Below are 21708 nucleotides of genomic sequence, written 5' to 3'. Positions count from 1 at the left end.
GAGCGCATCATGTTGGGAATTGGCCAGGGCATCCTCGGCATCGGCGCCTTCAAGCAGCGCCTGCCGCGCCCGGAAGAAGCACTGCCGGGGCGTGACCAACCGCTGCCGCTGCACAGCAACCAGCACTTCGTGAACAGCCATCCGCTGAAGGACCGTTTCGCCGGCCTGCAGCAGATCCGTTTCGCGCTGGGCTGCTTCTGGGGCGCCGAGCGCAAGTTCTGGACCGAACCGGGCGTGTACAGCACCTCGGTCGGCTATGCCGGCGGCATTACCCCGAACCCGACCTATGAAGAGGTCTGCTCGGGCCTGACCGGCCACACCGAAGTGGTGCAGGTGGTGTTCGACCCGGCGGTGGTGAGCCTGGAACGGCTGCTGCAGCTGTTCTGGGAAAGCCATGACCCGACGCAGGGCATGCGCCAGGGAAACGACACCGGCACCCAGTACCGTTCGGCGATCCATGCCACCGACGAGGGCCAGTACAAGGCCGCGCTGGCCAGTCGCGAGGCCTACCAGGCGCAGCTGGATGCGGCCGGCTACGGCCCGATCACCACCGAGATCGTGTACCCGGCACCGGCGTACTACTACGCCGAGGACTACCACCAGCAGTACCTGGCGAAGAATCCGAACGGCTATTGCGGCATCGGCGGCACCGGTGTGAGCTGCCCGATCGGATTGGATGTGGAGGCGCCGCGCTGACGCGCGGTGGTCCGCCTGCGGCGGGCAACGTCAACGGCTGAAAGCCAAAGCCAAAGCCAAAGCGGCTCTGGGTTGCTGCTTGTTGGGTGGGGCGGTGTGGGTTGGCAGGACACGCCGTGAACCCCGCTCCGCGGTCCGGCCCAGCCGCTGGCGGCTGTGCGTTCGGGCGCTTGCGAAGCAGTGCTTCGCAAGCAAAGCGCCCTCACCCCTGGGGGCTCGATGGCGCCATCCATGGCGCCAACGGTCCTGCCAACCCACACCGCCCCACCCCCGACAGTTTCCCGGTGACAGTGGGAAAAAGCATTGGGTTACTGACGAACTGATGGAAAACAAAAAGGACGCGGCGTTCGCCGCGTCCTTTTTGTTTGGTTCTGCATTGCCCTTGTAGAGCCGAGCCATGCTCGGCTCCGAGCAAGCGAAGCGCGCGACCCGCTTTTGCTCTTCTTTCTTTCTTCCGTGGCGGGCGGCCACAGAAAACTGTCAGAGGGCGGGCGGGTTGGGTTCGCGGGAGTGTCCGCCGCATGGATGCGGCGGCCAAGCCTCCAGGGATGGATTCACGGCGTCTCCCGCGAACCCAACCCGCCCGACCCAGCACGGCTGTTGCTTCATGCCTTTCGCGACCAACCGACCCGCCACGAGGGGCTCAGCCGTTGGCCGGAATCACAGTGCCGCGCGGATCCGATCGCGCAGTGCTTCCAGATCCTTGGCAAACGCCTCGATGCCGGTCGCCAGCTTCTCGGTGGCCATCGGATCGGCCGCCAGATCCGCCGCGAACTTCGCCGCATCGATCGGCGTCACCGCCGTGCCATCGGCTGCACCGGCTACCAGCTTGCGCGGCAGCTCGCCGTGGTCGGCGTCCAGCTTCTCCAGCAGGTCCGGCGAGATCGTCAGGCGGTCGCAGCCGGCCAGTGCTTCGATCTGCGCGGTCGAACGGAACGAGGCGCCCATCACCACCGTCGGCGAACCGCGACGCTTGAATTCGGCGTACACGCCGCGCACGAACTTCACGCCCGGGTCTTCGTCGATGGTGGCCGGGGTCTGGCCGTTGGCCACGTACCAGTCGAGGATGCGGCCGACGAACGGCGAGATCAGGAACGCCCCGGCTTCGCTGCAGGCCAGCGCCTGGGTCGGGTTGAAGATCAGGGTCAGGTTGCAGTCGATGCCCTCGGCCTGCAGGATGCGTGCGGCTTCCACGCCTTCCCAGGTCGCGGCGATCTTGATCAGGATCTTCTCGCGCGGCACGCCGGCATCGGCGTACATCTGGATGAACTGGCGGGCCTTGGCCACGGTGGCAGCGGTGTCGTGAGCCAGGTCGGCATCCACCTCGGTGGACACCCGGCCCGGCACCAGCGTGCTCAGCAGCGCGCCGACGCCGATGGTCAGGCGGTCGGCCACCGCGTGCACCACGGCTTCGCGGTCGCCACCCTGCTGGCGGCCCCAGGCCAGTTCGCGTTCGATCAGCTCGGCGTAGACCGGCAGGTCCAGCGCCTTCTTCACCAGGGTCGGGTTGGTGGTGCAGTCCACCGGCTGCAGGCGCTTGATCGCCTCGTAGTCACCGGTATCGGCGACGACCACGGACAGTTCACGCAGCTGGGACAGTTTGGACGGGGTACTCATTGCGGCTCCTGGTGCAAGGGAATCGAATCGCGCGCGGTGCGCAGCGGTAATCAGGGGCGGTCGTTATGGACCGCGGTCACGCGCAGGCGCAGCTTCCGGCCACCGGGCGCGTTCCAGTCGATGCTCTGGCCGATCGAAAGGCCGAGCAGGGCACTGCCGACCGGGGCCAGCACGGAGACCTTGCCTTCATCGACGTTGGCTTCGCGGGGGAAGACCAGGGTCAGGACGTGCTTTTCGCCCGACACTTCATCTTCGCATTCCACGCGCGAATGCATCATGACGATGCCTTCGGGAATCTGGTCCGGTGCCATCACGGTGGCCCGGTTGAGTTCTTCAGCAAGCGCGAGCGCGGCAGGCGTCTGGCTCAGCGCGGGGGATTCGAGCATGGCGTCCAGGCGGTCCATGTCGAAAGTAGAAACGGTGATCGACGGCGGCAGGCCGCTGGCGGTACTCATGGTGAAGCTCCTTGGTTGAAGGCCATGCAAAAGGCGGCACCTGCTGGCGCCGCCTGTCTGTATTGTGGGGACAAATGCGGCCGGAATCGACTCCTGCCAATTCCAGGCCGGTACTGCGGGGGCTCAGCCGTTCAGCGCGGGGCCGGGCAGGGATGCCGCATCGGACGTGGCGTTCAGCGCATCCAAGGTGAACAGCGCCTGCGGCAGGCGCTTGAACTGGTCGGCCAGCTCCATCAGGAAGTCGTTCATGGCCGAGCTGCGGCGCCAGATCATGGCGATGCGGCGGCTGGGACGGCCCTCGCCGGTGAAATCGAGCAGGCGGATGTTGTTCGAGCGCGGCACCGGCGGCTGCACCGACAGACTTGGCAGCAGGGTGATGCCGACGTCGGCGGCGACCATCTGCCGCAGGGTTTCCAGGCTGGTGGCGCGGAATTCGGACTTCTCATTGGCGCCGAACAGGCGGCACACTTCCAGCGCCTGGTCGCGCAGGCAATGCCCGTCTTCCAGCAGCAGCAGCTTCTGCGTCGCCAGTTCCTGCACGTCCAGATGTTCGCGACGGGCCAACGGGTGGCGCCCGGAGACAGCCAGCAGGAACGGCTCCTCGAACAGGAATTCGGCATGCAGCTGGTCGTCGATCACCGGCAGGGCCAGCAGTGCGGCGTCGAGCTTGCCTTCGCGCAGGCGGTCCAGCAGCACGTCGCTCTTTTCCTCGACCAGCAGCAGTTCCAGCTCCGGGAAGCGCTCGCGGATGCGCGGGATCACATGCGGCAGCAGGTACGGGCCGAGGGTCGGGAAGATGCCCAGGCGCACCGTGCCGGCTTCCGGATCGCGGCTGCGTCGCGCGGCTTCCTTCAGCTGTTCCACTTCGGACACGATCACCCGCGCCCGTGCCGCCGCTTCCTGACCGGCCGGGGTCAGCATCACCTTGCGCGGTGCGCGTTCCACCAGCGGCAGGCCCAGCTCTTCTTCCAGCTTGCGGATCTGCGTCGACAGCGTGGGCTGGCTGACGAAGCAGGCGGCGGCAGCCCGGCCGAAATGCTTGTGGTCGGCCAGGGCTACCAGGTACTTCAGATCACGTAGGTTCATCCTTACACCCCAGGGGTAACGGACCGGCTGACGGCGTGGTTACCCGACAGGCAGACAATGTTCCCGGTGATCTGGGAACGGTGGATCAGGCCGCTTCAGCAACGGCACCGCTGCTGTTGCTCACCGACGAGCGGATCAGGTGGTCGAACGCGCTCAGTGCGGCGGTGGAACCGGCGCCCATGGCGATGATGATCTGCTTGTAGGGCACCGTCGTGCAATCGCCAGCAGCGAACACACCCGGCAGGTTGGTCTGGCCGCGGTCATCGATGACGATCTCGCCACGCGGCGAAAGCGCCACCACATCCTTCAGCCACTCGGTGTTGGGCAGCAGGCCGATCTGCACGAAGATGCCTTCCAGCTCGACGCGGTGGGCATCGCCGCCGATGCGGTCCTTGTACACCAGGCCGGTGACCTTGCTGCCGTCGCCCAGCACTTCGGTGGTCTGTGCGCTGGTCAGCACCGTCACGTTGGCCAGGCTGCGCAGCTTCTTCTGCAGCACTTCGTCGGCACGCAGGCTGGAATCGAACTCCAGAAGGGTTACATGCGACACGATGCCGGCCAGATCGATGGCCGCTTCCACGCCGGAATTGCCGCCGCCGATCACCGCCACGCGCTTGCCCTTGAACAGTGGGCCATCGCAGTGCGGGCAGTAAGCCACGCCCTTGTTGCGGTACTGGTCTTCGCCCGGCACGTTCATCTGCCGCCAGCGTGCGCCGGTGGACAGGATCACCGAACGGGACTTGAGCACCGCACCGTTCTCCAGCTGCACCTGCACCAGGCCGTCTTCGCCGGCCGGCACCAGCGCGCTGGCACGCTGCAGGTTCATGATGTCCACGTCGTACTCGCGCACGTGCTGTTCCAGCGCCGTGGCCAGCTTCGGGCCTTCGGTTTCCTTCACCGAGATGAAGTTCTCGATGGCCATGGTGTCCAGCACCTGGCCACCGAAGCGCTCGGCAGCGATGCCGGTACGGATGCCCTTGCGCGCGGCATAGATCGCCGCTGCGGCGCCAGCCGGGCCACCACCGACCACCAGTACGTCGAAAGCATCCTTGGCGGCGATCTTCTCGGCATCGCGCTTGCTGGCATTGGTGTCCAGCTTGGCCACGATCTGCTCCAGGGTCATGCGGCCCTGGTCGAACACTTCACCGTTGAGGTACACGGTCGGCACCGACATGATCTCGCGCTTCTCGACTTCGTCCTGGAACAGCGCACCATCGATGGCCACGTGCTGGATGCGCGGGTTGAGTACCGCGGCCAGGTTCAGCGCCTGCACCACGTCCGGGCAGTTCTGGCAGGACAGCGAGAAGTAGGTTTCGAACTTGTATTCACCTTCCAGGTTCTGCACCTGCTCGATCAGCTCGGCGGTGGCCTTGGACGGGTGGCCGCCGACCTGCAGCAGGGCCAGCACCAGCGAGGTGAACTCGTGACCCATCGGCAGGCCGGCGAAGGTCAGGTGGATGTCCTGGCCCGGGGTGCCCAGGTCGAAGGACGGCACGCGGCCCTGCCCATCGCGCAGCACCTGCAGCGAGATCTTGTCCGACAGGCTCTCCAGGGTCTGCAGCAGGTCCAGCATTTCCTGCGACTTGGCGCCATCGTCGGCGTGCGCGGTGATCTGGATCGGGCGGGTCACGCGTTCCAGATAGGTCTTCAGCTGCGACTGCAGGTTGGTGTCCAACATCGGGTCATCTCCTGGCTTCAGGCAAACAGGGGGCGTGGCACCGCTGTAGAAGGTAGCGGACCAGCTGGGGGTAGGGGTGAACCCAAGACAGCGACCGTGGAAGGGGCTGGCTGGCCAAGGCGGGCGAGCGTTGGCTGTCTTGGGTTCACCCCCACGCCGGCGTGGGGACCGGCACGGGGATGAAGGGCGCGCCGTGGCGTGGGGCCACGGCAGGCCGGTAGGGCTTAGATCTTGCCGACCAGGTCCAGCGACGGGGTCAGGGTCTTCTCGCCTTCCTTCCACTTGGCCGGGCAGACCTGGTTCGGGTTGGCGGCGGTGAACTGGGCAGCCTTGAGCTTGCGCAGGGTCTCGGACACGTCACGGGCGATCTCGTTGGAGTGGATCTCCAGGGTCTTGATCACGCCTTCCGGGTTGATGATGAAGGTGCCGCGCAGGGCCAGGCCTTCTTCTTCAATGTGCACGCCGAAGGCGCGGGTCAGCTGGTGGGTCGGGTCGCCGACCAGCGGGAACTGGGCCTTGCCGACGGCCGGCGAGGTCTCGTGCCACACCTTGTGCGAGAAGTGGGTGTCGGTGGTGACGATGTAGACCTCGGCGCCGGCCTTCTTGAACTCGGCGTAATGGTCAGCGGCGTCTTCGATCTCGGTCGGGCAGTTGAAGGTGAAGGCGGCCGGCATGAAGATCAGGACGGACCACTGGCCCTTCAGGCTGGCGTCGGAAACCTTGATGAACTCGCCGTTGTGGTAGGCGTTGGCTTCGAACGGCTGGATCTGGGTATTGATGAGGGACATCATTTTTCCTCTTGGTGAAGGGGAGTGGGTGAATCGACAGGAGCTAGGTTACCCATTCGCTCGCGATAAGAACAATCCATTGATTGCATCTATTCGATAGATGGAGTCTATCGAATGGCCCTTAGCAGACACTGAACCTCGCCATCGCCATCCTGCAATTGCCTGTGTGACAAGGGAAATCTCGGCAGACCGCTGCTTGGGGCCGATAGTCCCTCCTTATCCCGCCCGGCGGAACCTGAACGGATTCCGGTTTTGTAGAGCCGAGCCTGTGCTCGGCTGCTCCAGAAGCGGCCGAGCACAGGCTCGGCTCTACAATTGCAGCATGTCCTTTCAAGCCCAACCCACCCTGCGTCAGGTCGTAGCCGACGCCAGTGCTCGCTTGGGCAGCAGCGACGCCCGCCACGAGGCGGAACTGCTGCTGCTGCATGTACTGGACCGCCCGCGCAGCTGGCTGTTCGCGCATGCCACCGATCCGCTGGCCGCCAATGACCAGGCCGCCTTCGAAGCTTTGCTGGCCCGCCGCGTGGCCGGTGAGCCGGTTGCCTACCTGACCGGGCGCCGCGGTTTCTGGACGCTGGACCTGGAGGTCGACCCGGCCACGCTGATCCCGCGCCCGGAAACCGAGCTGCTGGTCGAGTTGGCGCTGGAGCGACTGCCGCCGGACCAGGCGTTGCAGCTGGCCGACCTCGGTACCGGCAGCGGTGCGATCGCACTGGCACTGGCCAGCGAACGGCCGCAGGCGCAGGTGCTGGCCACCGACGCCAGCCCGGGCGCGCTGGCCGTGGCCGCGCGCAATGCCGCCCGCCATGATCTGCGCAACGTCCGCTTCGCCGAAGGCGGGCACGACTGGTATGCGCCGCTGCAGGGCGCGCGTTTTGATCTGATTGCCAGCAACCCGCCGTACATCGCCAGCGACGATCCGCATCTGGAGCAGGGTGACCTGCGCTTCGAGCCGGCCACCGCACTGGCCTCGGGTCCGGATGGCCTGGATGACATCCGCCGTATCGTCGACGGTGGCCAGGCCCACCTGCGGCCCGAGGGCTGGCTGTTGATCGAGCACGGTTGGGACCAGGGCGCGGCGATCCGTGCGCTGTTCGACGCGGCGGGATTTGTCGAGGTGCAGACCGCACAGGACCTGGAGCAGCGCGACCGCATCACCCTGGGCCGGCGTCCGGCCTAGAATGGAGGTTCTCCTGCCCCGGCAGGGCATCACCCTGGAGCTGCAAGCATGCGTACGCTGTACCCCGCCATCACCCCCTACGACGTCGGCACCCTGAAGGTCGACGACCGCCACACGCTGTACTTCGAACAGTGCGGCAACCCGGACGGCAAGCCGGTGGTGATGCTGCACGGTGGCCCGGGCGGCGGCTGCAGCGACAAGATGCGCCAGTTCCACGACCCGTCCAAGTACCGCATCATCCTGTTCGACCAGCGCGGTGCCGGCCGTTCCACCCCGCACGCGGATCTGGTGGACAACACCACCTGGGACCTTGTTGCTGATATCGAGAAGCTGCGCGAACACCTGAAGGTCGATCGCTGGCAGGTGTTCGGTGGCAGCTGGGGTTCGACCCTGGCGCTGGCCTATGCCGAAACCCATCCGCAGCGCGTGACCGAACTGGTCCTGCGCGGCATCTTCATGCTGCGTCGCTGGGAACTGGAATGGTTCTACCAGGAAGGCGCCAACCGCCTGTTCCCGGATGCGTGGGAGCATTACCTCAAGCCGATTCCGCCGGTGGAGCGCCATGACCTGATCTCGGCCTTCCACCGCCGCCTGACCAGCGACGACGAAACCACCCGCCTGGAAGCGGCCAAGGCCTGGGCGGTGTGGGAAGGGGCGACCAGCTTCCTGCATGTCGATGATGACTTCATCAACAGCCACGAAGACCCGCATTTCGCGCTGGCGTTTGCCCGCATCGAGAACCACTACTTCGTCAACGGTGGTTTCTTCGAGGTGGAAGACCAGCTGCTGCGCGACGCGCACCGCATCGCCGACATCCCGGGCGTGATCGTGCACGGCCGCTACGACGTGGTCTGCCCGCTGGCCAACGCCTGGGACCTGACCAAGGTGTGGCCGAAGGCGAAGCTGGAAATCACCCCGGCCTCGGGCCATTCGGCGTTCGAGGCCGAGAACGTGGATGCGCTGGTGCGCGCCACCGATAGCTTCGCCTGATCGGTAGTGCCGGCCGCTGGCCGGCAATGCTTCACCATCAGCGCCGGGCATCGCCCGGCGCTACCGGCCTCATCCACGCATGGCGTGGATTTACCAGTCCCCGGCCAGCAACGCGTCGGCCAGCACCTGCAGCTTCGGCGAGTGCTGGCGCGACGGCGGGTAGATCAGCGACAGCGCACGGCTGCGGCCCTCGAACGGCTGCAGCACGCGTTGCAACCGGCCGTCGGCCAGCGCGTCGGCCACCGCGAAATCCATCACCTGCACGATGCCGATACCGGCGATGGCCGCTTCCACCAGCGGATCGCCGCTGTCGAACACCATCCGCGTCGGTGGTGTGACCTCACGCAGTTGCCCGTCCTGCAGGAACTGCCAGTCCACCAGCCGGCCACTGCGCAGGTTGCGCACCGCCAGGCAGGCGTGATCCCGCAAGGCGGCCACATCGTCGGGCGCGCCACAGCGGTCGAGGTAGTCCGGGCTGGCCACCGTCACCCAGCGCAGCGGCCGCAGTGGCCGCGCGACGATGCGCTGGTCGGCGATGACGCCGGTGCGCAGCGCGGCATCGAAACCTTCCTCGACCAGATCGACCAGGCGGTCGTTGAGCACGGCTTCCACCTGCAGTTGCGGGTGCTGCTGCAGCATCGGCCCCAGCAGCGGTACCAGCACCTTGCGCCCGAACATCGAGGGCGCACTGATCTTCAGGGTGCCCGAGGGCGTGCACGGACGGTCGGCCAACTGGCGTTCGGCGTCCTCGAGACCGCACAGCAGCGGAGCGACCTGATCGACGAACTGACGACCATCCGGGGTCAGTGCCACGTTGCGGGTGTTTCGCTGCAGCAGCTTCACCCCGAGCGTGGCCTCCAGCCGACTGATCGCGCGCGACAGGCCTGACTGGCTCAGGCCCAGTTGCCCGGCGGCGACGGTGAAACTGCGTGCTTCGGCCACCTGCACCAGCATGCGCACGGCATTGAGGTCCATCGAGGTTCCATTCATGCTGAAAATCATGACAGATATGGACGGAAAGGGGTTTATTGATAGCTCTGCATCAATGAGACTGCGCTCCCCCACAGCACCGGAGCGTCGATGCCTCCCCTCAAATACCCGCGCTGGGCGCTGACCCTGCTGGCCACCGCGCAGCTGATCATCGCCCTGGACGCCACCATCATCTTCGTCGCCCTGCACGACATGGGCCGCGCGCTGCAGATCAACGCGCAGCAGCTGCAATGGGTGGTCAGTGCCTACACCGTGGCCTTTGGCGGCAGCCTGCTGCTGGGGGGCCGTGCCGCCGACCTGATCGGCCGTCGCCGCTTCTACCGGCTGGGCATGCTGCTGTTCGCACTGGCGTCGCTGCTCGGCGCGCTGGCGCCGAACGCCACCCTGCTGATCATCGCGCGTGCGGCGCAGGGCATCGGCGCGGCACTGCTGTTCCCGGCCACGCTGGCGCTGATCAACACGTTGTATGCGGAAGGTCCGGTGCGCAACCGCGCACTTGCGATCTGGAGCATGGCCAGCGCGGTGGGCCTGGCGCTGGGCACGCTGCTCGGTGGCGTGCTGACCCAGGCGTTCGGCTGGCCGGCGGTGCTGGCAGTGATCGTGCCACTGGCCACCACCTGCGCGGTCGCTGCGGGCGCGTGGTTGCCGGCCGATGGCCCGCGTCTGCAGGGCCGTTCCTTCGATCTGGCCGGTTGCCTCACCGTCACTGCCGGCGGCAGTCTGCTGGTCACTACCCTCGTGCAAGGGCCGGAGTGGGGCTGGACTGCGCCGGCCACGCTGGGCTGCCTGCTGCTGTCGGTGCTGCTGCTGGTGGCGTTCGTGCAGATCGAACAGCGCAGCCGCGATCCGCTGATGCAGTTCGCGTTGCTGCGGCTGCCCGGACTGCGCGCGGCACTGGGCCTGACCTTCGCCTTCATGAGCAGCTATGGAGTGCAGTACTACTTCATGGCGCTGTACTTCCAGGACGGCTACGGCTGGAGCCCGCTGCAGGCCGGCCTGGCTTTCCTGCCGGCGACGGCGGTGTGCACGGTCGGCATCCAGCTGGCGGAGTGGGCGCTGAAGCGCTGGAGTGCACGCAAGGTGCTGGTGCTCGGCCAGCTGGCCGGTGCCGTTGGCATCGCCTGGGTCGCAGCAACACTCCCGCACGCCTCGAACTTCTGGCCGCTGCTGCCCGGCGTGGTAGTGCTGAGCATCGGCCAGGGCATGACCTGGACCTCGATGTGGATCGTGGCCGGGCAGGGCGTGCCGTCCGCACAGCAGGGTGTTGCATCTGGCATGGCGGCGACCGCGCAGCAGATCGGTGGTGCGCTGGGCCTGGCGGTGCTGGTGATGGTGGCCAATGCCCATGCGGGTGCAGCCGGTTCGCCGAGTGCACTGGCCGGGCTGGTGCGCGCCGAATACGGTGCCGCCTTGTTTTCACTGTTCGGCGTGGTGATCGCGCTGGGCCTGCGCCCGGCGCCGGCCGAATCGGCCGCCACCGTCTGCCCGGCCAACGAGGCATGATTGAAGGCGCTGCCGTGGGTGGATGTGCCGCGCCTGGGCAGTGCCGGCCGCTGGCCGGCAAACACATTGATCCAACTACCCTGAGGTTTCCGGCCAGCGGCCGGCACTACCGATCCGGAATGGATCCACGCGCATTCAACCCAGCGCCAGCAACTGCGGCTGCAACGCGCTGAAGATCCGCGCCAGCCGCTCTGCCCACGCCTGCTGCCCGGCGGCATCGGCGATCAGGTCCTGGCGGATCTCCAGTTCCACGTGCACCAGGCCGCGCCCTTCGCCATGCACCGGTACCGCGTAGTCGCTGGTACTGCTGACCGAATACGGTTCGTTGTCACCGACCACCAGGTCGCCTTCATCGCGCAGTGCCTGCAGCAGGGCATGCGCAAAGCGCGTGTCCTGGTGGTACAGCACGCCGGCGTGCCACGGTCGCTGCGCGCCGTTCATCACAGGGGTGAAGCTGTGCATCATCACCAGCAGGGTGGGGCGGCCGGCAGCGCGGCGCGCGTCCAGTTCCGCATCGATGCGGGCGTGGTAGGGTGCGTGGATCGCAGTGATGCGCTGCTGCCGCTGCGCCGCCGACAGCGCGGCATTGCCGGGCACCACGGTGTGGTCGCTCACCTCCGGAATCAGCGTGGGCGAGGCCAGTGGGCGGTTGCAGTCGATCAGCAGCCGCGAATAGGTCTGTTCGATCGCCCAGGCATCCAGCCGTTCGGCCAGTGCACGAGTGGTGCCGGCAATGCCGATGTCCCAGCCGATATGGCGGTCCAGTTCGGCCTGCGGCAAGCCCAGGCCTGCGAGGGCACGCGGCACCTGCTGGCCGGCGTGGTCGGCCAGCAGCAGGTACGGCGACGCGCCCTGCGGCTGGTGGACGGTGTAGATCGCCGGGTCGTCGGCGCCGAGCAGCGCCGGCAGCGCATGCAGGTCGGCGTCAGCCACGCGGGCGTCCGTCCAGGTGATGCTCGATCATCCACAGCCCGGCCCAGAGCTTGGCGTCCAGCTCGTAGCCTTCGCCCATCTTCTGCACCAGCCAGGCCGCTGCCTCACTGCGCGGAATCTCGTGGACGATGATGTCCTCGCTGTCGTCGCCACCCCCTTCGCCGATGCGGCGCAGGCCGGTGGCGCGCACGAAGGCGATCTTCTCGCTGCTGGCGCCGGAAGAGGTCGGGCCGATCATCAGCACTTCGGCGTGATCAGCGGTCCAGCCGGTTTCTTCCTCGAGCTCGCGCACGGCCGAGACTTCAATCGATTCGCCGGCGTGGATGTCGCCGACCAGGCCGGCCGGCATCTCGATGGTGGGGGCCTGCAGCGGTACACGGAACTGTTCGACGAACAGCACCTTGTCCTCCGGGGTGACGGCGATGATGATCGCCGCCAGGCCGCCGGCGTGGGTGCGTTCGCTGTATTCCCAGGTACCGCGCACGACCATGCGCTGGTACTTGCCTTCATAGACGACACGCGGGGCTTCGGTATTGCGCTGGCTCATGCGGGCTCGCTGTGGGTGGGAAGAGGGTCGGCCACGCCAGCGGCATCGAACAGCCGGCGGCGGGTCATCGGGCCGAATCGAAGGGTCTGGCACAGGCCACCGAGCAGTTCCGGGTCGGCCGCCTGGCGCAGCAGGCCGGGTTGGCTGCCTTCCAGCGGCGCGTCCAGCGCGATGGTGGTCAGCTGGCGCCAGAGCCGGGCATGCTCGCGCTGCTCGCGCAGGCGCACCGCCATCTGGGCCGCGCCGCGCAGGCGCAGGAACGGCACTTCGTCCAGGCGTTCGTACAGTGCATCCATGCTGCCGAAATGGGCCAGCAGCACGGCGGCGGACTTGCTGCCCACGCCACTGATACCGGGAATGTTGTCCACCGCATCGCCGCACAGCGCCAGGTAGTCGGCAATCTGGTGCGCGTGCACGCCGTGCCGCGCCTTCACCCCGGCCACGTTCCAGCGCTGGTTGCGCGCATAGTCCCACTGCTCGTCATGGTCGGCCAGCAGCTGCGACAGGTCCTTGTCGGCGGAGATGATCACGCCGCGATGGCTGCTGCGGTGAACGTGCAGGGCGCTGCCGATCAGGTCGTCGGCCTCGTATTCGTGGTGCGCCAGCACCGCCAGGCCCAACGCCGCGCATAACGCCTTGCAGTGCACGAACTGCCGCTTGAGTGCTTCCGGTGCCGGATCACGGTTGGCCTTGTAGGCCGGGTACAGGCGGTGGCGGAAGCCGCTGTCGAGCGCTTCATCGAAGGCGATGGCGATGTGCTGCGGGCGCTCGCGCTCGAGCAGGTCCAGCAGGAAGCGGGCGAAACCGTGCACGGCATTGGTCGGCCAGCCCTGCGCGTCCTGGAACTGGTCCGGCAGCGAGTGCCAGGCGCGGAACACGTAGATGCTGGCATCGACCAGGTACAGCGAAGGCGGCGGTGCCGGCAGGCTCATGCCGGCGGCGCCCAGTCGCGCAGCAGCGCGGCCGGGTCCGGACGCTCGCGCTCGGGCACGGCGGCCTTCGGCGTACCGATATGGATGAAACCGGCGACGCTCTCGCCCTCGGCCAGGCCCAGATAGGCGTGCACGGCGGGGTCGAAGGCCATCCAGGCGGTCAGCCACTGCGCGCCGAAGCCCAGCGCCTGTGCGGCCTGCAGCAGGGCGAAGCAGACGCAGCCGGCGGTCATCAGCTGCTCCTGTTCGGGGACCTTCGGGTCCGGTCGCGGGCTGGCCACCACCACGATCACCAGCGGGGCATGACTGAAACGCTGGCGGTCCTTCTCGAATACCGCCTCGCCGGCATGCGGGTCGCGCTGGCGGCTGCGCTCGGCCAGGAAGTTGCCCAGAGTGTGACGTGCATCGCCGGCGATCTTCAGGAAGCGGAACGGTACCCGCTTGCCGTGGTCGGGCACGCGTACGGCCGAGGCCAGCATGCGCTGCAGGGTTGCCGGGTCCGGGCCGGGCTCGCCCAATTGCCGCGAGGGCACCGAGCGGCGGGCATCCAGGGCAAGCAGGGCAGTGGGGTCGGGCATGGAGTCTGAACCGGTCATCACGGGCATTTGATTATAGTCGGGGTGGTCGAAGACGCCGTCTGGGTCGCGTCCAGCCCCTGAATACCAAACTGTGATGAACATCATGCCACTGGCGGGAAAGGGACGGCCGCCTGCTCTCGCCTCGTGGGCCTTGCACGGCTTACGATATCCATCTTGCCGGGCCGCCGGTCATGAGGTTTGAAGTGAGGACTGTTTCACTGTCCGTGACGGGCTGGCCGGCCTACCATCGACGTACCGGTACATGGGGTGTGCCGGCCGCCGCGATGTCCATGCTGACTGTCGTACCAGAGAAGGTGGGGAGCCTTCCCGAATGATGAGCGCGCCCACACCGATGGGATCGCCGGGTCGTGACCCGGTCCAGTTGCAGCGTGCCCGGGACATGGTCCTGCCCGCGCTGTGCCAGGTTTTCGGGGCCGCACTGGCGCGTTTCGACGACGCACTGTTCGACCGCGCCGGCAATGCCGGTTCGTCGCAGCTGCTGTTCCTGGATGCGATGCGTGAACTGCGCCGCCGCCGCGAGGACATCGCCGGTGCCTTCGCCGGCCATCTGCAGCGGGCTTGGGACGCGCTCGCCAGCGGCGAGCCGCTGTCGGCCGAGGCGACCCTGTCCGGTCCTGCCGAAGATGGCCTGAGCCTGCTGGCCGAACATGTACTGGAATCGCGGCTGGCGGTGCGCAATTTCGCCACCGTGCTGCTGCGCGACTTCAAGCCGGTGCTGGCGCGGCTGGACCGGCGCCTGGGCCGCCTGATCGGCGGCGCCGAGCTGGATGCCGACCACAACCCGGTCAGCCCCGAACACCTGGGCGTGGCCATCCACGAGGCCTTTGCCGGCTGCGAGCTGGCGCCGGAAGTGCACCTGGTGCTGATCAAGCTATGCGAGCGCGACCTGCGCGCGCCGGTGGGCCGCATCTACGAGAAGCTGGACGAGCAGCTGGCCGCCGCTGGCGTGATGTCGCAGGTGGGGGCCCCGCGGCGTCCATTGTCGGCCGCGCCCGACCCGCGCATGGCGGCGGGGGCGGATGATCTGGTCGAGCCGCGCCACGCGGCGGGCTTGGAATCCGAGTTCAGCGATGATGAGCAGGCCGCGCCGGCCTGGGCGCAGCGCTTCGCCGCGCGCTGGTCCGAGCGCCGTGGCCACATGCAGCAGCATCTCGGGGGCGACGATGCCGGCAACGGCGAGGCGTATGCCGGCCAGCAGGGCATGCTGCTGGAGGCCCTGCATGAGCTGCTGCAGCAGACCCGTCACGTTCGCGAGGATGCCACCTCGGCCGCGCAGGTCGCGGTCGGCCAGCATCGCCCGTTGAGCCAGCGCGAGATGATGTCGGTGCTGTCACTGCTGCAGGCCACGCCCAGCGCCACCCTGCGCGCGGCCATCGGCGAGGACGGCGAATCCCTGGCGCAGCGGTTGAAGAGTGAAGTACTGTCCAGCGCGACCCGGCTGGGCGTCGATCCGGGCCAGACCCGGCTGGACCCGCAGGACGAGGATGCGATCGACCTGGTGGGCATGCTGTTCGACGTGATGCTGGACGAGCGCGAACTGGAAGGCCGCTCGCGCGAGCTGATCGGCCGCCTGGTGGTGCCCTTCGTCAAGGTGGCGATGCTCGACCGCCGGATGTTCGTGCAGAAGACCCATCCGGCGCGCAAGCTGCTCAACTCGCTGGCGGAGGCCTGCGAGGGCAACACCGGCGAGAGCCAGGCCGAGCGCATGCTGATGGCCAAGGTCGAGGAGATCATCGAACGGCTGGTGGCCGAGTTCAACGAGAACCTGGCGATCTTCCTGACCCTGGAAGAGGAATTCCGCGAGTTCCTCGTGCAGCACCGCCGCCGCGTGGAAATCGCCGAGCGGCGCGCCGCCGAAACGCAGCGTGGCCAGGAAAAGCTGGAAATGGCCCGCAGCCGGGCAGGTGCCGAACTGGACCGTCGCATCGGCGATGCCTCCCTGCCGCCGGCCATCGCCGAGTTCCTGCGCCAGCCGTGGCAGCACCACCTGACCCTGGCCCTGCTGCGCGAGGGCGAGGAGGGCGCGTCGGTGGCCGAGGCACTGAGCCTGGCCGACGGCCTGCTGGAGGAAGTGGCCGAGGCGCGCCGCCAGATCGTCGGCAAGCCATGGCTGCAGGCCTGGCAGCCGGCGCTGGCCAAGGTGTTCGGCAGCGTTGGCGTGCACGGTGATGCCGCCACCGGCGCCATTGATGCCCTGCATGACACCTTGCAGGGCATTGCCGAATCGCGGCCGGAGCTGCAGCGCGCGCTGCCGGAGCTGCCGCAGGTCGCGTTGCCGGTACCGCCGGTGGCTGAATCGCCAGCGGTCGAGCTCGGCGGGCAGATCGACGCCGACGATTTCGACAACGCCGATGCCGACCGCTTCCGCCGCATGGAAATCGGCAACTGGCTGGATTTCGTCGACAAGGACGGCAAGGTCCAGGCCGGCAAGCTGTCCTGGGTCAGCCCGATTTCCTCGCGCCTGTTGTTCGTCAACCGTCGTGGCGTGCGCTTCTGCGTGGCCTCGCCGGAAGAACTGGCGGTGATGGTGCGGCTGGGCCGCCTGCGTGCCCACGTTGACGATGGCGCCTTCGACAGCGCGATGCAGGGTGTGATCGATCGGCTGGACCCGGGCAGCGCAACGCTGCACTGAGCCGTGGCCGCCTGCTAGGATCGGGAAAACTCACCGATCAGCGGGGACCTGCATGGCCGTGGCGTTGCTGGGGATCAAGGAGACCGCGCCGGGCGAACGGCGCGTGGCGCTGACGCCGGAAACCTCGCGCAAGCTCGGGGCCATGGGCATTGCCGTCTGGTATGAGGCGGGCGCGGGTTTGGCCGCTGGTTTCACCGACGCCGCCTATGACGATGCCGGTGCACGCGTCTTCGACGCGGGCCGCTGGGCCGAGATCGACATCCTGCTGTGCGTGCAGGCCCCCCCTGCGGCGGTGCTGGAACAGCTCAAGCCCGGCGCCAGCGTGGTCGGCCTGCTGGCCCCGGCCAGCGATCCGGCGCTGGCCGCGCTGGCGACCGATGGTCGCCTGCAGCTGTTCCCGCTGCAGCAGCTGCCGCGCACCACCCGTGCGCAGGCGATGGATGTACTTAGTTCGCAGGCCGGCATGGCCGGTTACAAGGCCGCGCTGATCGCCGCCGAACGCGCACCACGTTTCTTCCCGATGTTGACCACCGCTGCCGGCACCGTGCGTCCGGCCAAGGTGCTGGTGATCGGTGCCGGCGTGGCGGGCCTGCAGGCCATTGCCACTGCCCGGCGTCTCGGTGCACAGGTGGAAGGTTTCGACGTGCGTCCGGAAACCCGCGAGCAGATCCAGTCGCTGGGCGCGCGCTTCCTCGACCTGGGGGTGAGCGCGGCGGGCGAAGGCGGGTACGCGCGCGCGTTGACCGATGAAGAGCGTGCCGAGCAGCAGCGCCGCCTGGCCGACCACCTGCGCAGCGTGGATGTGGTGATCTGCACCGCAGCGGTGCCGGGGCGACCGGCGCCGACGATCGTGACTGCGGCAATGGTGGAGGGCATGGCTGCTGGCAGCGTGATCGTGGATCTGGCTGCCGAGAGCGGTGGCAACTGCGCTCTGACCCAGCCGGGGCAGTGCATCGAACACCAGGGCGTGACCATTGATGGCCCACTGGGCCTGGCCAGCCGCGGCGCGACCCAGGCCAGCGAGATGTATGCGCGCAACCTGCTCAACTTCGTCGCGCTGTTCGTGCGCGAAGGGCAGCTCGGTTTCGACTGGGAAGACGAGTTGCTGGCCAAGACGCGCTGGCAGGCGTGACCTGACCTGCATGCTGTAGAGCCGAGCCCATGCTCGGCTTGCGCAGACCCGATGAAGCAGCCGGGCGTGGGCTCGGCGCTACAGAGGATTGAATCTGGCCTTACCGGGGCTTCGCCGGCGGCGGGTTGTCGCGCACCCAGTCCTTGCGCTGTTCCGGCGTCATCTGTGACCAGCGCTCGCGCAGGGCATCGCGCTGCGCGGGGGGCAGCCCCCGCATCTGGCCGAACAGGGCGCGGGCCTGCTCGCGCTGTTCCGGGCTCATGTGCTCGAAGCGGCGCAGGCCGCGGCGGGCCTTGTCGCGCTCTTCCGGACTCATCGATTGCCAGCGCTGGCCGTGCGAGAGCATGCGCTGGCGCTGGCCGGCATCGGCGCTGTTCCAGCGGTCGCGTAGCGGCGCCAGCAGGGACTCCCGCTGCGCTTCACTCAACTGTTCCCAGGCCGGCAGCGGTGCGGCCGGCGCAGGGCGTGCGGCAGGGGCGGGCGCGGCGCTCTGCGCCACCGCCGGGACGGCCGGCAGCAGCAACAGGGTCATCAGCAGGGGCAGGGTGTGCAGTCGGGGCATGATTCACTCCATCGCCAGGTCGGTATCGCCCAGCCACAGGTACAGATCGGGATTTTCGTCGTAGAGCGCGCTGTTGTCTTCCACCGCGGCAAGCACAGGTGCCGGCGCAGGGCCCGTCAGCGTGCCATGGCCGGTGAACTGCAGGCCTATCCCCAGCGCCACCACCAGCGAGCATGCACTGGCCAGCCACCAGCGCCAGCGCCCCCGGTGGACGGCCGTGGCGCCGTGGCGAGCGTGGCGCAGCCGGGCCAACGTTGCAGGCGACAGCGCCTGCAGCGACTGCGCATGCAGGCTGCGCAGGGTGTCGTCGGAAGGCAGGGAGCGTTTCACGGGTGGATCTCCAGATAATCCTGCAGCGCCTGCCGGGCGCGTGCCAGATGGGTTTTTACCGCGCCTTCGCTGCAGCCCATGGCGCGGGCAGTGGTGGCCCCGTCCAGGTCCTGCAGCACGCGCAGGGTGAAGGCCTCGCGCTGGCGGGCGGGCAGGCGGCGCAACGCGTCCACCAGCTGCTGGTACTGCTGGCGCTGTTCATGCGCCTGTGCCGGGTCGGGGCCGGGATCGGCCCAGTCGATCCCGCCGCCTTCCGCGTCCTGGTTGTCGCGCCAGAACGGCAGGCGGAAGCGGCGCCGGCGCTGCACGTCGATCACGCGCCGGCGCAGGATGCTCCAGAACAGCGGCGCCCATTCGGCCGCCGGCTTGTCGGCGTAGTCCAGCATGCGCATCAGCGCGTCCTGCACCGCATCCATGGCGTCTTCGCGCTGGCGCAGGCCGGCCTCGGCGAAGCGGAACGCACGCGGGCCGACGCTGGCCAGGAACGCCTCCAGCGATGCCGGCGGGGCATCGGTCTCGGCGCTCGGGGGGACGGGGCTGCTCACCAGCACAGGGTACGGTTCCTCGCTCGGGGTCACCATCGACAACGCGTGAGCGCCGCTTCGGTTGACGCCGGGTGCACGCGGGGTTCAGCCCATGGTTATGATGGGACGACGAAGACAGAGCAGGAGCGTTGCCAGTGAGTGACGGGTTCGTGGCGCTGTACATCTTCATGCTGGCGGCCATCGCCGGCCACGTGATCATTTCGCGGGTGCCGGTGATCCTGCATACGCCGCTGATGTCGGGCTCCAACTTCATCCACGGCATCGTGCTGATCGGCGCGATGGTGGTGCTGGGGCATGCGCAGACGCCGCTGGAGAAAGCCCTGGGCTTCCTCGCCGTGGTGCTCGGTGCCGGCAACGCCGCCGGTGGCTACGTGGTCACCGCGCGCATGCTGGAAATGTTCAAGCCGAGCGCGCCCAAGGGTGGCCAGGACGAACCGAAGGAGCCGCAGGCTTGAACATCAGCACCGTCGAACTGCTCGATTGGCTGGTCAAGGCCAGTTACCTCGCTGCCGCCACGCTGTTCCTTCTGGGCCTTCAGCGCATGGCCTCGCCGCTGACCGCGCGCAGCGGCATCCGCTGGGCAGGGCTGGGCATGCTGCTGGCCACGGTGGCGACCTTCTTGCTCCCCGAACTGCACAACGTGCCGCTGATCCTGGTGGCGCTGTTGCTCGGCGCCGGCCTTGCCTGGTGGTCGGCCGGCAAGGTCGCCATCACCGACATGCCGCAGATGGTGGCGCTGTACAACGGCATGGGCGGTGGCTCGGCGGCGGCGATCGGTGCGGTGGAACTGCTGCGCTACGCCTTCCTGGCCCATCGCGATACCCGCCACTGGAGCGCGCAGGCGCTGGCCGACCTGGCCGGGCGCCAGCCGTCGGGCACGGTGCTGCTGCTGGCGGTGGTCGGCGCGGCGATCGGTGCCGTGTCGCTGTCCGGTTCGGTGATTGCCTGGGCCAAGCTGGATGGGCGCCTGGACAAGCGCGTGACCTGGCCCGGCCAGCAGGTGATGAACCTGCTGGTGGCGCTGGCCGTGGTGGTGCTGGCGATCATCGCCGCCAGCACGCTCAGCACCTGGGCGATCGTCGCCTTCTTCGTACTGGCGCTGGCGCTGGGCGTGCTGATGACGCTGCCTATCGGTGGCGCCGACATGCCGGTGGTGATCTCGCTGTACAACGCGTTCACCGGCCTGGCGGTGTCGTTCGAAGGCTACGTGCTGGGCAACGAGGCATTGATCATCGCGGGCATGATGGTCGGCGCCGCCGGCATCCTGCTGACCCGGCTGATGGCCAAGGCGATGAACCGGCCGATCCGCAATGTGTTGTTCTCCAACTTCGGTGGTGGCGCCGGCGGGGAAGCGCAGGCGATCAGCGGTGCGCAGAAGCCGATTGACGCGTCGGATGTCGCGGCGATGATGGCCTACGCAGAACGCGTGGTGATCGTGCCTGGTTACGGCATGGCCGTGGCGCAGGCCCAGCACAAGATCTGGGAGCTGGCGCAGCGGCTGGGCCAGCGCGGGGTAAAGGTGAAGTTCGCCATCCATCCGGTGGCCGGGCGCATGCCCGGGCACATGAACGTGCTGCTGGCCGAAGCGGGTGTGCCCTACGACCTGATCGCCGACATGGACGACATCAACCCGGAGTTCGCCAACACCGACGTGGTGCTGGTGATTGGTGCCAACGACGTGGTCAATCCGGTGGCACGCACCGACCCGGCCAGCCCGATCTACGGCATGCCGGTGCTGGACGTGGTCAATGCGCGCAACGTGGTGGTGATCAAGCGCGGCAAGGGCACCGGTTTTGCGGGCATCGAGAATGCGCTGTTCTACGCCGACAACGCCCGCATGCTGTACGGCGATGGTGCCGAAGCGGCAGCCTCGCTGGTCAGCGAGTTGAAGGCGCTCGACGGCGGGCATTGAGGCCGTACCGGTAGCGCCGGGCCATGCCCGGCGGCGTTTCGTGCGGACCGCTGCGCTCGCCGGGCATGGCCCGGCGCTACCCTCATCCACGCGTGACGTGGATCTGCGCGGTCAGCGCGCCAGCCAGGCGCCCACGGCCACGCCCAGCGCCAGCCACAGCCATTCCACCGCGCCATTGGCGAGGGCGATCAGGGTCCAGGCCAGGTGCGGGCCCATCCGCAGGGTCGCGTCCCACAGGTCCAGCCCGATCGAGCCGCCCATCCAGGCGCTGGCGATGGTCCAGTTGGCGACGGCGGTCACCAGCAGGGTGCCCAGCACGACCAGTGCAATGCGCAGCCGGCCCGGGCCCAGCGTACCCATGCGCAGCATGAACACCAGTTCCAGGGCGGTCACGACCGCCATCCAGCCGACCTGCCGGCCGGTCATCAGCGCCAGCACCATCCAGGCGAGGGGAGCAACAAGCAGGCCCAGCAACAGCATGATGGGCCAGAGCCAGGTCACGGTCCTGGCACGCGCGGCATTGGAGGACATCGAAGCTCCCTGAAGATCACCCACAGGATACTGTGGTTTGCCGCAGTGCACCGGCGGCGGCAGGGCGGCT

22 protein-coding genes are annotated in these 21708 nt (G+C 67.9%); 8 read left to right on the top strand and 14 right to left on the bottom strand.

Translation table 11 applies throughout. From position 1 onward, the window contains the following. Positions 1-30: 30 nt before the first annotated feature. Positions 31-696: a peptide-methionine (S)-S-oxide reductase MsrA gene (gene msrA / locus AC5P6A_RS10475; RefSeq protein ID WP_332328839.1), complete on the top strand. Its 666-nt coding sequence runs from the start codon at positions 31-33 to the stop codon at positions 694-696. A gap of 660 nt (positions 697-1356) precedes the next feature. Here msrA and AC5P6A_RS10470 read toward each other — a convergent pair. The 5 genes from AC5P6A_RS10470 to ahpC form a co-directional block, all read right to left on the bottom strand. Then, entirely contained in the window at positions 1357-2313 is a 957-nt protein-coding gene (locus AC5P6A_RS10470) for a transaldolase (RefSeq protein WP_346714911.1), read from the bottom strand. 50 nt (positions 2314-2363) lie between these two features. Then, the gene (gene rnk, locus AC5P6A_RS10465; protein ID WP_019661134.1) at positions 2364-2768 is read right to left on the bottom strand and encodes a nucleoside diphosphate kinase regulator; all 405 of its coding nucleotides are present in this window, start codon (positions 2766-2768) and stop codon (positions 2364-2366) included. 123 nt (positions 2769-2891) lie between these two features. Continuing rightward, on the bottom strand, positions 2892-3854 hold the full coding sequence (locus AC5P6A_RS10460) for a LysR substrate-binding domain-containing protein (protein ID WP_019661135.1): 963 nt from the start codon (positions 3852-3854) through the stop codon (positions 2892-2894). Positions 3855-3939: 85 nt separating this feature from the next. Continuing rightward, positions 3940-5532: an alkyl hydroperoxide reductase subunit F gene (gene ahpF, locus AC5P6A_RS10455; RefSeq protein WP_171952426.1), complete on the bottom strand. Its 1593-nt coding sequence runs from the start codon at positions 5530-5532 to the stop codon at positions 3940-3942. Positions 5533-5756: 224 nt separating this feature from the next. Further along, positions 5757-6320, bottom strand: a complete 564-nt coding sequence (ahpC, locus tag AC5P6A_RS10450) for an alkyl hydroperoxide reductase subunit C (RefSeq protein ID WP_005415368.1) — start codon at positions 6318-6320, stop codon at positions 5757-5759. Between the two features lie 322 nt (positions 6321-6642). On the opposite strand from ahpC, the gene prmC reads away from it, so the two are divergent. Both prmC and pip read left to right on the top strand, forming a co-directional pair. Continuing rightward, complete coding sequence (gene prmC / locus AC5P6A_RS10445) at positions 6643-7500, top strand: peptide chain release factor N(5)-glutamine methyltransferase (RefSeq protein WP_134735887.1); 858 nt, start codon at positions 6643-6645, stop codon at positions 7498-7500. Positions 7501-7548: 48 nt separating this feature from the next. Then, entirely contained in the window at positions 7549-8490 is a 942-nt protein-coding gene (gene pip / locus AC5P6A_RS10440; protein ID WP_021203202.1) for a prolyl aminopeptidase, read from the top strand. 90 nt (positions 8491-8580) lie between these two features. Here pip and AC5P6A_RS10435 read toward each other — a convergent pair whose 3' ends face one another. Further along, the gene (locus AC5P6A_RS10435) at positions 8581-9465 is read right to left on the bottom strand and encodes a LysR family transcriptional regulator (RefSeq protein WP_346714986.1); all 885 of its coding nucleotides are present in this window, start codon (positions 9463-9465) and stop codon (positions 8581-8583) included. A 105-nt stretch (positions 9466-9570) separates the two neighbouring features. On the opposite strand from AC5P6A_RS10435, the gene AC5P6A_RS10430 reads away from it, so the two are divergent. Next, positions 9571-10983 carry an MFS transporter gene (locus tag AC5P6A_RS10430; protein ID WP_346714910.1) on the top strand — a complete coding sequence of 471 codons (1413 nt, stop codon included), beginning with the start codon at positions 9571-9573 and terminating at the stop codon, positions 10981-10983. A 135-nt stretch (positions 10984-11118) separates the two neighbouring features. Here the strand turns inward: AC5P6A_RS10430 and AC5P6A_RS10425 are convergent, their stop codons facing one another. From AC5P6A_RS10425 to AC5P6A_RS10410, 4 genes are read right to left on the bottom strand one after another with little or no spacing between them, the layout of a single operon-like run. After that, positions 11119-11916, bottom strand: coding sequence for an N-formylglutamate amidohydrolase (locus tag AC5P6A_RS10425; protein WP_346714909.1), 798 nt, complete (start codon positions 11914-11916; stop codon positions 11119-11121). Beyond that, positions 11909-12463, bottom strand: coding sequence for an NUDIX hydrolase (locus tag AC5P6A_RS10420; protein ID WP_155028990.1), 555 nt, complete (start codon positions 12461-12463; stop codon positions 11909-11911). Before AC5P6A_RS10420 ends, AC5P6A_RS10425 begins: the two co-directional genes overlap by 8 nt. After that, positions 12460-13395, bottom strand: a complete 936-nt coding sequence (locus tag AC5P6A_RS10415) for a 5'-3' exonuclease (protein WP_019661143.1) — start codon at positions 13393-13395, stop codon at positions 12460-12462. The genes AC5P6A_RS10420 and AC5P6A_RS10415 overlap by 4 nt, the downstream gene beginning before the upstream one ends. After that, positions 13392-13973, bottom strand: coding sequence for a nitroreductase family protein (locus tag AC5P6A_RS10410; protein ID WP_155028991.1), 582 nt, complete (start codon positions 13971-13973; stop codon positions 13392-13394). Before AC5P6A_RS10410 ends, AC5P6A_RS10415 begins: the two co-directional genes overlap by 4 nt. 331 nt (positions 13974-14304) lie before the next feature. Between AC5P6A_RS10410 and pacR the strand changes: the two genes are divergently transcribed. After that, positions 14305-16626 (top strand): PacR family protein, encoded by a 2322-nt coding sequence (gene pacR / locus AC5P6A_RS10405; protein WP_021203205.1) that lies wholly within the window; start codon positions 14305-14307, stop codon positions 16624-16626. 52 nt (positions 16627-16678) lie between these two features. Next, positions 16679-17758, top strand: a complete 1080-nt coding sequence (locus AC5P6A_RS10400) for an NAD(P) transhydrogenase subunit alpha (protein WP_346714908.1) — start codon at positions 16679-16681, stop codon at positions 17756-17758. Positions 17759-17858: 100 nt separating this feature from the next. Here the strand turns inward: AC5P6A_RS10400 and AC5P6A_RS10395 are convergent, their stop codons facing one another. From AC5P6A_RS10395 to AC5P6A_RS10385, 3 genes are read right to left on the bottom strand one after another with little or no spacing between them, the layout of a single operon-like run. After that, the gene (locus tag AC5P6A_RS10395; RefSeq protein ID WP_019661147.1) at positions 17859-18320 is read right to left on the bottom strand and encodes a DUF3106 domain-containing protein; all 462 of its coding nucleotides are present in this window, start codon (positions 18318-18320) and stop codon (positions 17859-17861) included. A 3-nt stretch (positions 18321-18323) separates the two neighbouring features. Beyond that, positions 18324-18650: a hypothetical protein gene (locus tag AC5P6A_RS10390; protein ID WP_346714907.1), complete on the bottom strand. Its 327-nt coding sequence runs from the start codon at positions 18648-18650 to the stop codon at positions 18324-18326. Further along, a complete protein-coding gene (locus AC5P6A_RS10385; RefSeq protein ID WP_019661149.1) occupies positions 18647-19231 on the bottom strand; it encodes an RNA polymerase sigma factor in 585 nt (194 codons plus the stop codon). The genes AC5P6A_RS10390 and AC5P6A_RS10385 overlap by 4 nt, the downstream gene beginning before the upstream one ends. Positions 19232-19329: 98 nt before the next feature. On the opposite strand from AC5P6A_RS10385, the gene AC5P6A_RS10380 reads away from it, so the two are divergent. Both AC5P6A_RS10380 and AC5P6A_RS10375 read left to right on the top strand, forming a co-directional pair. After that, positions 19330-19650, top strand: coding sequence for an NAD(P) transhydrogenase subunit alpha part 2 (locus AC5P6A_RS10380; protein WP_019661150.1), 321 nt, complete (start codon positions 19330-19332; stop codon positions 19648-19650). After that, positions 19647-21107, top strand: coding sequence for an NAD(P)(+) transhydrogenase (Re/Si-specific) subunit beta (locus AC5P6A_RS10375; protein WP_346714906.1), 1461 nt, complete (start codon positions 19647-19649; stop codon positions 21105-21107). Before AC5P6A_RS10380 ends, AC5P6A_RS10375 begins: the two co-directional genes overlap by 4 nt. Before the next feature lie 111 nt (positions 21108-21218). Here AC5P6A_RS10375 and AC5P6A_RS10370 read toward each other — a convergent pair whose 3' ends face one another. After that, positions 21219-21638: a hypothetical protein gene (locus AC5P6A_RS10370; protein WP_019661152.1), complete on the bottom strand. Its 420-nt coding sequence runs from the start codon at positions 21636-21638 to the stop codon at positions 21219-21221. Between the last annotated feature and the right edge of the window lie 70 nt (positions 21639-21708).

This window comes from Stenotrophomonas sp. YJH_SMC_20 (assembly GCF_059367845.1).
Note: the sequence above shows the minus strand (reverse complement) of the source record. Positions and strands in the feature narration are given on the sequence as shown.

Coding starts and splice junctions, on each gene's coding strand:
- AC5P6A_RS10470 (WP_346714911.1), bottom strand. CDS start 2,313: ATGAGTACCCCGTCCAAACTGTCCCAGCTGCGTGAACTGTCCGTGGTC.
- rnk (WP_019661134.1), bottom strand. CDS start 2,768: ATGAGTACCGCCAGCGGCCTGCCGCCGTCGATCACCGTTTCTACTTTC.
- AC5P6A_RS10460 (WP_019661135.1), bottom strand. CDS start 3,854: ATGAACCTACGTGATCTGAAGTACCTGGTAGCCCTGGCCGACCACAAG.
- ahpF (WP_171952426.1), bottom strand. CDS start 5,532: ATGTTGGACACCAACCTGCAGTCGCAGCTGAAGACCTATCTGGAACGC.
- ahpC (WP_005415368.1), bottom strand. CDS start 6,320: ATGTCCCTCATCAATACCCAGATCCAGCCGTTCGAAGCCAACGCCTAC.
- prmC (WP_134735887.1), top strand. CDS start 6,643: ATGTCCTTTCAAGCCCAACCCACCCTGCGTCAGGTCGTAGCCGACGCC.
- pip (WP_021203202.1), top strand. CDS start 7,549: ATGCGTACGCTGTACCCCGCCATCACCCCCTACGACGTCGGCACCCTG.
- AC5P6A_RS10435 (WP_346714986.1), bottom strand. CDS start 9,465: ATGGACCTCAATGCCGTGCGCATGCTGGTGCAGGTGGCCGAAGCACGC.
- AC5P6A_RS10430 (WP_346714910.1), top strand. CDS start 9,571: ATGCCTCCCCTCAAATACCCGCGCTGGGCGCTGACCCTGCTGGCCACC.
- AC5P6A_RS10420 (WP_155028990.1), bottom strand. CDS start 12,463: ATGAGCCAGCGCAATACCGAAGCCCCGCGTGTCGTCTATGAAGGCAAG.
- AC5P6A_RS10415 (WP_019661143.1), bottom strand. CDS start 13,395: ATGAGCCTGCCGGCACCGCCGCCTTCGCTGTACCTGGTCGATGCCAGC.
- AC5P6A_RS10410 (WP_155028991.1), bottom strand. CDS start 13,973: ATGCCCGACCCCACTGCCCTGCTTGCCCTGGATGCCCGCCGCTCGGTG.
- pacR (WP_021203205.1), top strand. CDS start 14,305: ATGATGAGCGCGCCCACACCGATGGGATCGCCGGGTCGTGACCCGGTC.
- AC5P6A_RS10400 (WP_346714908.1), top strand. CDS start 16,679: ATGGCCGTGGCGTTGCTGGGGATCAAGGAGACCGCGCCGGGCGAACGG.
- AC5P6A_RS10395 (WP_019661147.1), bottom strand. CDS start 18,320: ATGCCCCGACTGCACACCCTGCCCCTGCTGATGACCCTGTTGCTGCTG.
- AC5P6A_RS10385 (WP_019661149.1), bottom strand. CDS start 19,231: ATGGTGACCCCGAGCGAGGAACCGTACCCTGTGCTGGTGAGCAGCCCC.
- AC5P6A_RS10370 (WP_019661152.1), bottom strand. CDS start 21,638: ATGTCCTCCAATGCCGCGCGTGCCAGGACCGTGACCTGGCTCTGGCCC.